Annotated in this window: 13 protein-coding genes; 3 read left to right on the forward strand and 10 right to left on the reverse strand. The window is 34.6% G+C overall.

What is annotated here, in order from left to right; all coding sequences use genetic code 11:
- Positions 1–2: 2 nt before the first annotated feature.
- The 3 genes from SB689_RS00765 to SB689_RS00775 all read left to right on the forward strand — a co-directional run bounded on the left by SB689_RS00765 (position 3) and on the right by SB689_RS00775 (position 5,199).
- A complete protein-coding gene (locus SB689_RS00765; protein ID WP_410690188.1) occupies positions 3–3,158 on the forward strand; it encodes an efflux RND transporter permease subunit in 3,156 nt (1,051 codons plus the stop codon).
- Positions 3,145–4,566 carry an efflux transporter outer membrane subunit gene (locus SB689_RS00770; RefSeq protein WP_410690189.1) on the forward strand — a complete coding sequence of 474 codons (1,422 nt, stop codon included), beginning with the start codon at positions 3,145–3,147 and terminating at the stop codon, positions 4,564–4,566. Before SB689_RS00765 ends, SB689_RS00770 begins: the two co-directional genes overlap by 14 nt.
- A gap of 339 nt (positions 4,567–4,905) precedes the next feature.
- Complete coding sequence (locus tag SB689_RS00775) at positions 4,906–5,199, forward strand: hypothetical protein (protein WP_410690190.1); 294 nt, start codon at positions 4,906–4,908, stop codon at positions 5,197–5,199.
- 87 nt (positions 5,200–5,286) lie between these two features.
- Here the strand turns inward: SB689_RS00775 and SB689_RS00780 are convergent, their stop codons facing one another.
- The 10 genes from SB689_RS00780 to SB689_RS00825 all read right to left on the reverse strand — a co-directional run bounded on the left by SB689_RS00780 (position 5,287) and on the right by SB689_RS00825 (position 15,451).
- Positions 5,287–5,649 (reverse strand): response regulator, encoded by a 363-nt coding sequence (locus SB689_RS00780; RefSeq protein WP_410690191.1) that lies wholly within the window; start codon positions 5,647–5,649, stop codon positions 5,287–5,289.
- Between the two features lie 39 nt (positions 5,650–5,688).
- Positions 5,689–6,255, reverse strand: coding sequence for a chemotaxis protein CheB (locus tag SB689_RS00785; RefSeq protein WP_410690192.1), 567 nt, complete (start codon positions 6,253–6,255; stop codon positions 5,689–5,691).
- Between the two features lie 11 nt (positions 6,256–6,266).
- Positions 6,267–7,097, reverse strand: coding sequence for a CheR family methyltransferase (locus tag SB689_RS00790; RefSeq protein ID WP_410690193.1), 831 nt, complete (start codon positions 7,095–7,097; stop codon positions 6,267–6,269).
- Complete coding sequence (locus SB689_RS00795; protein ID WP_410690194.1) at positions 7,098–7,463, reverse strand: response regulator; 366 nt, start codon at positions 7,461–7,463, stop codon at positions 7,098–7,100.
- Positions 7,464–7,478: 15 nt separating this feature from the next.
- The gene (locus tag SB689_RS00800; protein ID WP_410690195.1) at positions 7,479–11,087 is read right to left on the reverse strand and encodes a response regulator; all 3,609 of its coding nucleotides are present in this window, start codon (positions 11,085–11,087) and stop codon (positions 7,479–7,481) included.
- Positions 11,088–11,092: 5 nt separating this feature from the next.
- A complete protein-coding gene (locus SB689_RS00805; RefSeq protein WP_410690196.1) occupies positions 11,093–12,568 on the reverse strand; it encodes a response regulator in 1,476 nt (491 codons plus the stop codon).
- A 247-nt stretch (positions 12,569–12,815) separates the two neighbouring features.
- Positions 12,816–13,052, reverse strand: a complete 237-nt coding sequence (locus SB689_RS00810; protein WP_410690197.1) for a hypothetical protein — start codon at positions 13,050–13,052, stop codon at positions 12,816–12,818.
- Positions 13,053–13,123: 71 nt separating this feature from the next.
- Entirely contained in the window at positions 13,124–13,303 is a 180-nt protein-coding gene (locus tag SB689_RS00815; protein WP_410690198.1) for a hypothetical protein, read from the reverse strand.
- A 133-nt stretch (positions 13,304–13,436) separates the two neighbouring features.
- Complete coding sequence (locus SB689_RS00820; RefSeq protein ID WP_410690199.1) at positions 13,437–14,483, reverse strand: serine hydrolase domain-containing protein; 1,047 nt, start codon at positions 14,481–14,483, stop codon at positions 13,437–13,439.
- A 32-nt stretch (positions 14,484–14,515) separates the two neighbouring features.
- Positions 14,516–15,451, reverse strand: a complete 936-nt coding sequence (locus SB689_RS00825) for an alpha/beta fold hydrolase (protein ID WP_410690200.1) — start codon at positions 15,449–15,451, stop codon at positions 14,516–14,518.
- Positions 15,452–15,469: the final 18 nt, after the last annotated feature.

Consider the following 15,469-nt stretch of genomic DNA (forward strand, 5'->3'; position numbering starts at 1 on the left):
TCATGCTAAAATTATTTATAAGAAGACCGGTATTGAGTACAGTAATTTCTGTAATCATTATGGTATTGGGTATTTTGGGAATTAGTAGTTTACCTGTAGCACAGTATCCGAATATTGCCCCACCAACAATTCAGGTTTCGGCTTCGTATCCCGGAGCGAATACAACGACGTTGATTAACAGTGTAGTTTATCCATTAGAACAGCAAATAAACGGAGTAGAGGGCATGAGTTACATGACTTCCTCGGCAAGTAATACAGGTTCTGCAAGTATAAGTGTCTATTTTTCGGTAGGTGTAGACCCAAATCAGGCTGCAGTAGATGTTCAGAACAGAATAAGTACCGTATTGTCTAAACTTCCGCAAGCCGTAACACAGGCTGGTGTAACGGTAAGAAAACAACAGAGCAGTAACGTTTTGATTGTTGGATTATTCAGTGATCGGGCGCAATATGATCAGAAATTTTTACAAAACTATGCTGCAATAAATATTGTTCCACAGTTACAAAGAGCAAAAGGAGTCGGTGGAGCCAATGTTTTTGGGGGAGCGATGACCTATGCGATGCGTATTTGGTTACAGCCTGATAAAATGGCAGCTTATGGTTTGGTTCCTTCAGATGTTACTACTGCATTAAATGCTCAGAGTTTCAATGCGGCTCCCGGCAAGATCGGTGATAATATGGGACAGGCTTTTCAGTATGATCTTACGTATTCCGGGACGTTGGTTTCGTTGGATCAGTTTCAAAAAGTGATTGTTAAATCCATTGGAAACGGACAATATTTATACCTAAAAGATATTGCCCGAATCGATCTTGGAACTCAGACTTACACAAGTGCAACTTCTATTAATGGTAAACCCGGAGTCGCTATTTCTATCAGTCAGACCCCAGGTTCTAATGCGCAGGAAGTAATTTTGGGCGCTCAAAAAGTAATGGCAGATGCTTCGAAAAATTTTCCATCCGGCATTAAAATGTTGGAGTTGGTAAATATCAATAATTTTTTAAATGAAAGTATTTCCAAGGTACTTCATACTCTTGTCGAATGTTTTTTATTGGTATTTTTAGTAATATTAATCTTTTTACAGGACGTTCGGTCTACGATTATTCATGGAGTTTCGGTTCCGGTGTCTATTATTGGGACATTTTTCTTTCTGTATTTATTTGGATATAGCCTTAATTTATTGACGTTATTTGCTTTGGTATTGGCGATTGGTATTGTGGTGGATGATGCCGTAGTTGTTGTAGAAGCAGTTCACAGTAAGCTGGAAAACGGCTATACGTCTCCACGTAAAGCTGCCATTGATGCGATGGGAGAAATTGCACCTGCAATCGTCTCTATCACCCTTGTTATGGCTTCCGTATTTCTTCCTGTTACTTTTTTGGGAGGCTCTGCAGGAGTATTTTATCAGCAATTTGGGATTACATTAGCGATTGCGATTATGATTTCGGCAGTGAATGCATTAACATTAAGTCCGGCCTTGGCAGCCATGTTTTTACGGGCTCCAAAACATGAAGAGGAAGGAGCTAAAAAAGGATTTTTCCAGAAAATTAAAAATGGATTTAATTCAAACTATGAAAAAGTAATTCATAAATATACAGATGCTGTCAGTTTTTTAATGAAAAGGAAATGGCTCACGGCAATTATTGTCATTGCTTTTGGAGGTCTCTTTTATTTTACGATAAAAAGTGTGGCATCCAGTTTTGTTCCTGCAGAAGATATGGGAACTGTTTTCGTGAATGTAACGCTGCCCGCTGCGTCTACAAAAGAGAGAGTACAGCTCATTAATAAACAGATCGATAGTATTGCTCATACGATTCCTCAGGTAAAGGCTACGATGACAACACTAGGTCAGAATCAATTGGGAGGAAGCGGAAGTTCTTACGGAATGTTGATTTTACGACTCATTCCATGGAGCGAACGTCCCGGAATTACCGATAAAGATATTATTCAGCAACTTACGGAGAAAACAAAAAATATCCGTGGAGCTTCTATTAATTTCATGCAACAGCCTACAATCAGTGGTTTTGGAACGAGTGGAGGTTTTACTTTTCAGATCGAAGACAGAGGCGGGCACAGTATCAGCGATTTCTATGCTGTCTCACAAAATTTCCTGGCTGCTCTTACCAAAAGACCTGAAATTCAATATGCTGCAACCTCATTTAATCCTAATTTCCCACAATATGAAGTAGATATTAATATCGCTAAATGTGAAGATAACGGAATACAACCGTCAGAAATTTTAAATCTGATGAATGTATATTATGGAAGTTCGTATGTGAGCAATTTTACAGAATTCGGACAGCAGTATCAGATTATTCTTCAGGCTGATAATCCTTATAGAGGAACGATTGAACAGATGAATAATATTAAAATTCGCACCGCAAGCGGAACAATGAGTCCTATTTCAGAATATGTTACGATGAAAAAAGTATTTGGCCCTTCATCTATATCCCGATTCAACATGTATAATGCAATTTCCATCAACGGTTCACCAAATAACGGATACAGTACGGGGCAATCTATGGAAGCTATCAACGAAGTAGCAGCACAGGTTTTACCGCCGGGTTACAGTTTTGAATACAGCGGAATGAGTAAAGAAGAGCAAAGTTCGGGTTCTCAGGCGAGTATCATATTTTTATTGAGTCTTTGTTTTGTATATTTTTTGTTAAGTGCTTTATATGAAAGTTATATTCTTCCTTTAGCCGTAATTCTTTCATTACCGGTTGGATTAAGCGGAATATTTGTCTTTGCTAAATTATTTGGAATTGATAATAATATTTACGTTCAGATCTGTATGATTATGCTGATTGGACTTTTGGCTAAAAATGCCATTCTGATGGTAGAATTTTCCCTTGAAAAAAGACATGAAGGAATGGGATTATTAGAAAGCGCATTGGAAGGCGCAAAAATCAGAATCCGACCAATTTTAATGACGTCGTTGGCTTTTATTTTTGGTTTGATGCCTTTAATGTTTTCAACAGGAGTTGGAGCAAACGGGAACAGATCTATTGGTATCGGTTCGATTGGCGGAATGCTATTCGGAACCTTGCTCGGAATCTTTGTAATCCCCGGATTGTATGTGATTTTCCAAGGATTACAGGAGAAAATCAAGTCTAATAAATATGACGAAAACGACGAACTGATTGTTGATGATAAAAAATAATCTTACAGTGAAAAGCATGACACATTTGAAAAAGAAATATAAATCAATTTTATATATTACAGCTTGTTCTGCAGTGCTTTACAGTTGTGATGTCACGAAACCGTATGCCAATAAACAGTCGGCTCCGGACAATTTATATGGAGATTCGGTTAAGGGAGCGGACAAAACAAGTATGGCTGTCCTTTCCTGGAAAGAAATTTTTAAAGATCCTTTATTGCAACAGCTTATTTCTGAGGGGATTGAAAATAATTTAGATCTAAAAACTGCAACCGCCAATCTCAAAGCCGCAGAAGCCAATTTTGTTCAAAGTAAACAGGCATTTTTACCGTCACTTTCAGGGAATGCTTCGGCTGGAGCGTATCATCCGGCTAATAATCAGGCAACTAATTCGCAGGTGTATCAGTTGTATGCACTTTCGTCATGGCAGGCAGATATTTGGGGCAAGCTGAAAAGTACCAAACGATCAATGTACGCAAGTTATCTTGCGAGTGATGCCTACAGACAGGCGGTTCAGACGCAGCTTGTTGCTAATATTGCGGTTACTTACTATCAGTTGCTTGCTTATGATGAGCAGTTGAATATTGTTAATCAGTCCTTAGAAGTCTATTCAAAAGATACCGAAACAATGAAAGTTTTGAAAAACAGCGATGTCGTTACAGGTGCAGCAGTAGTACAAAGTGCCGCGAATTATTTTGCGGTAAAATCTACAGTTCCGGATATAAAAAACAACATTCGTCAGGCAGAAAATACATTGTCATTATTATTGGGAAGAACGCCGGGAACGATAAAACGGGATTCCTTTTTTAATGAACAGACTTACAGTGAATTATCAGCTGGATTGCCTTTGGAATTGCTTTCCAACAGACCGGATGTAAAAGAAGCCGAATTACAGCTTCAATCTTATTTTGAGCAGGTGAATGTTGCTAAAACTTCATTTTACCCAGCCTTAACAATTACAGGACAAGCAGGATTGTACGCGACACAGTTGAAATCTTTTTTCAGTGCGGGGGCTTTTCTTGCTAATATTGTGGGAGGTTTAACGCAGCCGATTTTTAATAATGGTCTTAATAAACAAAAGCTAAAAGTAGCAGAGGCCAATTACGAGGCTGCAGAATATAATTACAGCAAAGTATTGCTTACGGCAGGGCAGGAGGTCTCTAATGCGCTGTATCAATACCAAATGGTGGATGAAAAATCTTCTTCCCGCAAAGAGCAAATTGCAAATCTTGAAAAGGCAGTTCATTTTACAAAAGAATTATTAAAATACACAAGTGCAACCAATTATACGGATGTTCTTACTTCGGAGCAGAGTCTTTTAACGGCGAGACAAAGTGCGGTTACAGATAAATTACAGCAACTTCAGGCTGTAGTGAATCTTTACGCAGCTTTAGGCGGTGGCTGGAAGTAAGAAGATGCCTTTTAGTAAAGAGATTTTAATATGAAATTTGTTTAAACTTTTTATTTTAACCACAAAAGATACAAAAGCCATGATTGAATGATCTATAATTTAGCTGTTTTGAAAACAAAAGCTCTCAAAAGAATAAAAAATCAAAGATTTTTAAAGCTAATGTGGTCTTATTTGTAGTTCATTGGTTACTTTAAAATACTAAGGTGCTAATCTTTTGTTGCTTTTGTGGTTAAAATAAAAAGTTTAAACAAATTCTATAATTAAATACTTTTCACAAAAAAATAATAAAAGCAAGTATGGCATAGATATTACTTATACTATGGTATAAAAACTCACAAGATGATCGACCACACAGAAAATAAGTATCTTGTTTATGAATATCTAGTTTTAAGTATTAAAAAGAATTTTAATTTAGAAATAAACCTCTTTAACGAATATATTTTAGCTAAAAATATTGTTTCAAAAACGAGAATAATTGTTCCTACATTTTCAGATAAAATTATAAGTAATCCAAGAATAAAAATGTTTTTAACGGCTCTTATTTTGAACCTTAATCATATGAATTATAATATTACCGATCTGAAGAAAGAAATAGAATATTTAAAAGGTTCAGACTCAAAAACTGAAGCTTAAAATAGCAAAACTCTAAAAAATAATAAAGTCCCTCACTTCATAAGTAGGGACTTTATTATTGTATTGAGTGGTTTTGAAGAGGATTTTTTAATCTAAATATTTAGCCACTTTTCCTTCCAGATCATCCAGATTAAATGGTTTTCCAACATAATCATCAGCCTGAGCTTCCTTGGCCAAAGCCACGATATCATTGTTCGCCGTTACATAAATGACAGGAATATGCTTGAATTCTTCATGACTTTTCAAAAGTTTTGTAGCTTCAACACCGCCGATTCTCGGAATCCAATTATCCATCAGAATAACATCCGGCTGAAATTTTGTTACTTTTTCTACAATATCATGAGAGGTTTCTGAAATTTCGACTTCATATCCATTCTCCTCAAAGATGATGGTAATTACCTCTAAAATAGTGGTATCATCATCGAAAATCAAAATTTTCTTTTTACTCATATTAGTTATATTTAAATCCTAAATTTTTTCTTTTAATTTTTATAATTGATTGATATAATTCGCCAGATTTTCTGGAGTAATAATCAAATCATAATCAACTTCATCAACCGCATGTTTCGGCATATAATTTACTTCAGCCGTTTCAGGATCCTGAACCCAGACTTTTCCACCATTTTTTTTGATGTATCCTAAACCTTCAACACCGTCTGCATTGGCTCCTGACAGCAAAATTCCGATCACATTTTCGCCGTAAATTTCCGCAGCAGATTTAAACGTTACATCAATGGACGGTCGCGAATAATTCATCTTTTCTGAACTGTCCAGTGACATCATTTTTTTATTTTCAAACAACAAATGATAATCTGCGGGAACGATATATAATGTATTGTTTTTAATTTCTGTTTTATCCTCAATTTCAACGACTTCCATTGATGAAAACTGCTGTAACAAAACAGGAAGTATACTTGTAGAATGCGCCTTTCGGTGAACTACGAGCACGATTGAGAATTGTAATTCAATATTTAATTTTTTTATCATTTCCAGAATGACCTGCAAACTGCCTGCAGATCCTCCGATAACGATTAATTCTGTATTTGTGCTTTTCATAATCAATGTATTTAATTATGATCCAGTTTTTTCCAGATTTTTTGATCTTCAACCTGATGATAAGATTTGTCTAAATTAGAAAATCTCAGCGTCTCTTTCGATCCTAAAGCCAAATAACCCAAATTTTCCAAACTGTTATCAAAAAGACGGAAAACACGTTCCTGTAAACCTCGGTCAAAATAGATCAACACATTTCGGCAGATAATCAACTGAAAGCTGTTAAAAGAACTGTCTGAAACTAAATTATGAGTAGATAAAATCAGTTTTTCCTGTAAACTTTTATCAAATCTTACGCTGTCGTAATTGGCTGTATAATACTCTGAAAAGTCTTTTTTACCGCCTGATAACATGTAATTTTCAGAATATAATTTCATTTGTTGTAACGGGAAAACGCCTGATCTGGCTGTTTCCAAGACTGACGGATTAAGATCTGTTCCGTAGATCAATGATTTATGATAAAGATTCGCTTCTTTAAGTAAAATCGCCATCGAATACGCTTCTTCACCCGTGGAACAACCTGCAACCCAGATTCTGATCAGCGGATAAGTTCCTAACTGGGGAAGTATTTTTTCCCTTAATGTTTTAAAAAATACAGGATCACGGAACATTTCCGTTACATTCACTGTAATTTCTTCTACAAAACGCTTCAGATATTCCGGATCATTCATGAGAGTATATCTCAATTCTGCAAAACTTGTAAATCTTTCAATAAGACAGATGCGATTTACTCTGCGCTTGAAAGACGCTCTGCTATATTCGGAAAAATCGTATCCGTACATGCCGTAAACATCTTTAATTAAATGTTCTACTTCTTCGTCTTTTACGATACTTGGTTCCAGCATTTACGATAATTTTTCAATGGCAGTTATCAGTTGATCAACATCAATCGGTTTTGATACATAATCCTGAGCGCCGGCATCCAGACATTTCTGGCGGTCTTCCGGCATCGCCTGTGCAGTCACGGAAATAATATCTATTTTGCTGATTGATGGAGTATTACGAATGATTTTGATGGCTTCATATCCGTCCATTTCGGGCATCATCATATCCATCAATACCACATTGATTCCGTCATCTTTTTGTAAGATCTGAATAGCTTCTTGAGCCATCGTAGAGCTTTCAATCTGATAACCTCTTGACTTTAAGGTCAGTTTCAGTGCAAATATATTACGTGGATCATCGTCCACAATTAAAATTTTCTTATTCATCAGAATTTATTCTGTTTAACTTTCATATAACCAAACACGCAGCAACGATAACAATTGGTCAATATCCACAGGTTTCGAGATATAATCTGAAGCACCTGCAGCGATACATTTTTCACGGTCACCGATCATCGATTTTGCAGTGATCGCAATAATCGGAAGACGCATATGTGCTGGTATTTTTCTTATTTCTTTAATCGTTTCATATCCATCCATTTCCGGCATCATCATATCCATCAAAACAACATCGATATCAGGATTTTCCTTCATCTTTTCTAAGGCCTGCTTGCCATCCATCGCTAAAACTACGTCTACTTTATATTTTTCCAACGATTTTGTTAGAGAAAAGATATTTCGAACGTCATCATCGGTGATCAGTATCTTTTTGCCTTTCAGAACTTCCGTTAATGAGCCTAAGACTTTATTTTTAATGGTTTCTGAATTGCTTTTTTCCTCAACCAAATGCAAAAACAAACCGACTTCATCTAGAATTCTTTGGTAAGAATGTGCCGTTTTTACAACGATAGAATCAGCGTACTGCTTGATTTTAAGCTCTTCTGATTGGGTTAAATTATGTCCGGTAAAAATAATGATCGGCAGATTTTCCAACCCTTCATAGCTTTTGATTGATTCTATGATTTGGTATTGATTTCCTTTCGCTGCTCCGATATCTAAAATAACACAGTCTGAATTACCTTCCGTTAAAGCTTTAACACAATCTTCAACGTTGTTTTCAACTGATAATGAGATATTAAAGTTGCTTAAATAGTAGGAAAGTGCACTTGCATGTTTCGCATTTTCTTCAACGATTAAAACCTTTTGTGGAGATTTTTTTAGGGCTTCTTCAATCTTTCTGAAAACTTCGGTCATTTGGTCCAAAGCCACAGGTTTATTAATGAAATCAATAGCTCCTTTCATCAGGCTTTCCTTTTTTACATGCAAAACAGACATCATATGAACCGGGATGTGCTTCGTCTGAGGATTTGATTTTAATTCGTCCATAACCTGCCATCCATCTTTTACTGGCAACTGAACGTCCAGCAAAATTGCCGCCGGATGATACTGAATAGCAGTAGATAAGGCATGATCTCCTCTTACGGAAACGATACCTTTATAATCCTGCAAGCGGGCATATTTCAATAATGCTTTGGCAAAATTAATATCATCTTCAACGATTAAAATAACTTTGTCGCCCTCAGTAATGGTTTCGCGGTCATCAGCTACGTTTTCTGGAATTTCCAAGGTATTGACAGGAAGTGTATATTGAACTTCGCCATCCTCCAGAATATTTTGAATTTCTTCAACATCTTCACGGATGGTTTCCATTAAATGTTGATCTGTTTCAGGGTGAATGGGTTCAGAAATTGCTTTAATCGGAATGATTAAGCTAAACTCACTTCCTTCATTTACTTTGCTTGTAAGCATTAATTCACCGCCTAATAATCTCGCGATTTCACGGCTTATTGACAGACCTAAACCTGTTCCTCCAAATTTTCTTCTTGTAGATCCGTCTGCTTGCTGAAAGGCTTCAAAAATGATTTTCTGTTTATCTTCTGCAATTCCGATTCCGGTATCTTTTACACTGAAAATGATGAAATCGTTGTTCTTCGGATCTTTTTTGATATTTAAATTGATACTTCCTTCTGTTGTAAATTTTGTAGCATTTGAAAGTAAATTTCTCATCACTTGATCGACACGCAAACGGTCTGTTTCAATAGCTTTTTCTACATCATTTTCTATTTCGATATTAAATTCAATTCCTTTTTCACGGAGAATTGGTTTGAATAAACTTTTTAAATCTTTTAGAATATCATCGATGATTACTTCCTCATATTCCAACGTCATTTTACCTGATTCGATTTTAGCAAGATCTAAAATTTCATCAATCAAGGTTAATAAACTGCTTCCTGAACTTTGGATTACTTTCGCTGATTCTACTTGATCTTCATTTAGGTTTTCATCAGGATTTTCAGCCATTAAACGAGAGAGAAGCAGGATTGAATTCAAAGGTGTACGAAGTTCGTGCGACATATTCGCCAAAAATTCTGACTTATATTTTGTGCTTAAAGCGAGTTCTTCTACTTTTTTCTGAATTTCATTGTTGCGTTCGGCGATCAGGTGATTTTTATCTTCCAATAATCTTGAACGTTCTTCCAATTCGGCATTTGCCTGCATCAGTTCTTCCTGCTGAACTTTCAATTCTTCTTCCGAAGCCTGTAGTTTTTGAGTCTGAGCTTCTAACTCTGTGTTAAGATTCTCCAATTCAGAATGTTGAACCTGTAATTCTTCTGATTGAGCCTGAGTTTCTTCCAATAATTGCTGTTCTTTTTCACGGCTTTTTGCAGCGCTTAAAGCAATTCCGATGTTTCGGCTGCATTCTGAGAAATAATCTACGCGTTCGTCTTCAAAATTAGATGTTGAGCCTAATTCTAAAACTCCGATTGTATGCCCGTCCGCTGAGATTGGCAACAATATTATTCCGTAGATTGTAATTTTACTGCTGGCAAAAGTTACTGTAAAATCTTCTTCGTGAAGATTATTATAAACCTGTGTTTTTTCATTAACAAAGGCTTGTCCAACCATTCCTTCTCCCAATTCAAAGGTCTTTTTCATATTGTCTTCCAATCCGAAAGCTGTATTTAATTTTAATACTCCCTCGTCAAAAAGATATAACGAACCATTGATGCAATTTCCGTATTCAATTAATTGATGTAAAGATTTTTTTGAAACTTCGTTTACGGATTTATTTCCTACTAAAGATTCATTTAAAATAGCAAGACCTTTCTGGCGCCAATCACTTTTATTGATTTCGTCGAAAGATTTTTTAAGAGAATCCGTCATATTGTTAAGAGATCCAACCAAATCTCCAAGGTCATCTTGGGAAGTATCAGAAGCTTTTTGGCTGTAATCACCATTGGCAACCCTGTTCGCTACTTGCTGAATGGCACTTACACGTCTGCTGATTTCCAGATCTTTAGCTTTCAACTGCTTTTCAAGCTTGTCTCTGCGGATAAGGTCTGCACGTAATTTTATGTAGAAAAATGTAGTAACAACAACGGCTGCTATTGCAGAAAACAGGATAAATAATACCGTTGTATCTGAAGAACGGTTAAGATCTTTATTTTTTATAGCAAGCTGATTTTCTTCATATTGCACAAAATCTTTAACGATCTGGCGACACTTATCCATATAAGTTTTGCTCATCAAAACCTGCTGCTGGGTCATTACGATGCCTTTTCGTCTGTTTTCTACAAAATGCTTTAGATTGTTGATGTTGCTGTTGACGTTTTGCTGTAAAATTTTCAAACGTTCAAGCTGATTTTTATCTTTAATATCTAATGCTTTTGCACGTTCGAAAGCTTTTGGATAATCTGCTAAACTACGTTTGTAAGGTTCTAAGAAATTTTCTTTTCCCGTTAACTGATATCCTCTGTTTCCCGTTTCTGCATCAAGAAGAGCAACTAGAACGTCTTTTACAGCCGTAATTGAACGACGGCTTTGGGATAAGCTTTCCCTATGTTCCATCTGTCTTTGAATGCTGATGTAAGAGGCAATTGAACTTGCAATTAAGATCAATAAAGATAAACCAACTCCAAACTGAAGATTTCTTATGATTTTTTTCGGCATGAAAATTAATTTAAAGGTAATGTGAAATAAAATGTAGAGCCTTCGTCCACTTTACTTGATACTCCGATGTTTCCGTGGTGCTGTTTGATGATCTCGGAACAGATGAACAGGCCGATTCCCATTCCCTGAAACTGTAGCGAAGATTCTTCTACACGGTAAAATTTATGAAATACGGCATCTTGTTTAAAATCCGGAATTCCGATCCCGAAATCGGTGATATTTACTTTAACTTCCTGTTCTTCTTCGTCAACGAAAGTCGTAACAATCACCTGATTATTTTGTGGAGAATATTTGATGGCGTTGGTTAGGAAATTGATCAAAACCTGTTCGATGCGGATTTCATCCAAAGGAATTAAGATATCGGGTTTCATTCCGTGCCAGTCGATTTTTACCTGACGATCTTCGTGTGTCTGCAATATCGTGTCAATTGCATTTTGGATGACGTTTCCAATATTGGTAGATTTTCTGTTGATTTTCAGTTTCCCATTTTCAATTTTTGAAACATCTAACAAGTCGGTAATTAATGTGTTAAGCTTTTCTATTTGATCCTGAACTTTAACCATGAATCCAGCTTCTGCACCTTCTTTATCTAATTTTAACTTACGATCTAAGAGTTGAACATAGGCTTTAATGCTTGTCAGAGGCGTTTTTAGCTCATGACTGGCGATACTTAGGAATTCGTCTTTTTCTTTTTCAACTTTTTTCTGATCCTCAATATCAGTAAATGTTCCGACCCAATTCTTTATAGTATTTTCTTCATGAACGGGTGTAACTCGCAGTAAATGATAACGATAGTTTCCAGATTCTATGTTTTTTATTCTGACTTCCAATTCAAGAGCTTTACCTTTCTTTTTGCAACGCTCAAATTCTTCTTTGATATTGTGATCGTCGAAATGAGTTTCGGGAAATTCGTGTTCAGAATCCGAATATTCATGCCATTTTCTGTTGACAAAATCTACAATTCCGTCTTCATTTAATGTAAAAGCGATTTGTGGTAAAGATTCCAGCATCAGGTGAAAATGATCGATCTGAGATTTCATAATGACCTGAGATTCTCTTCTTCCTTTTACTTCCAATTCCAGGCCTTGCTGTGCTTTTTTCATCGCAAGATTCTGCTCCTGAAGATTGTAGAAAGTTTTTACTTTCAATAAAAGAATTTCGGGATCTATAGGTTTTGTTACATAATCTTTTCCGCCTGAAGCGTATCCACGGGTAATGAATTTTTTTTCAGTATTTACGGCAGATAAGAATATGATAGGAATTTCTTTGGTTTTGCTGTAATCAGCTAATGTTTCCGCAACTTCGAAACCATCCATGTCGGGCATTTGCACGTCCAGGATAATCAAAGCGTAATCATTTTTTAATGCTTTTCCCAATGCTTCTTCACCGGAACTGGCTATATCAACCTGAAAATCTTTAGATTCTAATAATTTTTTTAATGAATAAAGATTGTTTTGGTTATCATCAACAATTAAGATCATAGGAATGAAAAATCAATAATTAATTATGTTTACTCTTGCATCAAAAATACTCACAAAAATCCGAAAAACATTTATTTTTTTAACCATTTATGCTTACATACCACATGTTTGAAAATTTAAATCTAATTTTTAGAAAAATTTTCATTAATGATTATTTGAAGAATAATTTAATTATGTTTTATATTCCTAAAAATTAGATAATAAATGAGAATATCATTTAGTTTTAGAATAATTAAAATGTGATGTCTTAATTTTCTTTTTCTTCCTCTTTTCTGAAACTTACGACTTCATAATCATCGTTGGAACAGAATTTTTTACAGCTTTCATCGTCAAATTTTTCAGGATTTTTTGTAAAAGCTTCAATGTGCTTTTGGCTTTCATCTGTTTTGGATGGAGTGATTATGATGTGATAATCTTTTAATACAGACTCGTCTGCATTTTTTAAAGATTCTTTTTTGTGTTGTACTGCTTCGTTGTATTTCATATAGTTTTTTTAGTTATTTATCAAAAATTAGCCCGTTATCAACTAATTACCTTGTTTTAATGAAAATATTTCTATGTTGAATTCTGTAATGTTGAATTTTTTAAACAGGTAACAAAGAAATATCCTGTAATATTATGAAGTGAATCATAGTATTGCAGGATATTTTTTGGATTGGAATTAATTAATAATTTATGCAGATTATCAGTTGTTTTTTCTATTTTTTCAAATATTTCATCTAATGTATCCTGCATATCTTTTGCGGTATTTTCACCACTTTAAGTTGGTAATAATAAATAGATTCAGATTAAGGAGTGATCCGCTATTATGTGTCACTAAATTCTCTATGGCAAAGGATGATTGTAAAATTAAAAACTACTGTCTATTTTAGTTTATTTTTATGTCGTCATACAAGTTATCAACTACTTTTTCTAAGATTTTTCCTGTTTCATTAAAGCTGGTGTTTGTCAATATGGATATTCCTATATTTTGTTTGGGATAAATCACAAACCAGTTTTGCATCCCATATATACCTCCGTGATGCCTATACACTAATTTATTATCGTTTTTTATGATGTACCAATGATAGCCTTCCCAAAAATCAGAACCTTCTTTATATAATTTTTTATGAGATTCGTTTACAATAAGATTTGATTGGTCAAGTTGCAATTTCATATATTTTACTAAATCTGTAGTTGTAGAGTGCAATCCTGAAATTCCACCCCATAAAGTTCTGTTGAAGTTGGGCATTAACTCGTTTTTATCGTTATATCCTTTTACCAATCTTTTTCTATCATTTTCATTGAGTGTAAATTTAGTTTGTTTCATTTTATTTGGTTTCAAAATAAATTCAATGACCAATTCCTCAAAAGATTTTTGGTATACTTTTTCAAGAATATATGCTGTCAACTCTGGAGCTGTGTTTGAATAGGAATAAAGTTCTCCAGGTTTCGTTTCAATTTTGATGAGTTTTAATCCTTCGAAAAAAGCCTTTTTATTTTCGCTTTTTAGAGGCATATTAGGAAATCCGCTTGTATGGGTGATAAGATGTTTGATTCTTATAGGTTCACCTTTAAATTCCAAATTTGGATAAGCTTCATCAAGATAGATTCTAATATCATCATCTAAATTTATTTTTTTATCAAGTACGGCTTTAGCGGCTATATAGCCTGTAAACGTTTTAGTTACAGATGCTAATTCATAAAGTGTAGAATCGTTTGGTTTGTTTCCTTTTCCAATAGTTAATTCTCCAAAATGTTTTATTGTAGATTTTCCATCTTTAAACACTGCAATAGAAACAGAATGAAATCTTTTATCTTTTAATAACTGATTGGCATTTTTTGTAATCGCACTTTCAACATTTTGTTTATTGACTGGCTGAACATTTTTACAACCAAGTAGGGCAAGAAATAAAATAAGGGTTAAATATTTCATTGTCATAATTTATAGTTTAATGGGAATTGTATTTAATCTAATGTTTGAATGATTGTATTTTGAAATTTTTCTGCTTCATCTTTATGAATTTGATGACCTGAATTTTCAAATAAAAATAAATCTTTTTTAGGCGCTTTCACTTTTTCAAAATATTGTTTTGTAATGCTCGTCAAGGTTTGAATATCATTTTTTCCGACGAAAAAATAAATTTGACAGTCGACTTTCTTTAACGTTTTTGGAAGGTCAATTTTCATGACTTCGTTCCATGCAGGTGACCATGTTTTTGACCATTGAAGAAATCCTTTTTTGAAATCATCAGTCGTTACATATTCTTTACCATCTTTGTAAAAAAGCCATTTTCTTAAATAAAACATTTCTTCATCATTGGTAAAAGGAAAATGTACTTTTTCCAATTCTTCCATGGCAACAGGGTTATCTTTAAAATGAATTTGTAATGTTTTAAGCAATTCTTTTTCGCTCGCTAATTGGCTGATCACAGGATTTACAGCAAAATAAGCATGTAATAATTCCGGATGATCTCTAACAATGTAAAAACCCAAAGCATTTCCCCAAGAGCTGCCTAATAAGTAAAGTTTTTTCTGATTCAATCTCTTTAATAGAAAATTGATCACCTCATAAGTATCCTTTCCCATTAGCTCAACTGACGGCTGCACAGGCGAAGGATTTAAGGCTAAAGTTTTTCCTGCATCTCTCTGATCCCATTGAACTATGGTGAATTTATTTTTTAAAATATTGGTATAAGAGTCTGCATTTTTCATCATTGAGCTTCCCGGACCGCCCGATAAAAATAAAAGGATGGGTTTGTTGGCATTATCAGTTTTAATTTCTATGACTTGTTTTATTCCGCCAATTTCGGTGGTTAAAAGGGTATCAATTTTTACGGGATTTGATTGTGCGAAACAAAATATAGATAATAGAATTAGGATAAAAAGGCTTATTTTTTTCATAGTTTCTAAGTATTAATT

The sequence above is a fragment of the Chryseobacterium sp. SIMBA_038 genome, assembly GCF_046535115.1.
Classification (GTDB): domain Bacteria; phylum Bacteroidota; class Bacteroidia; order Flavobacteriales; family Weeksellaceae; genus Chryseobacterium.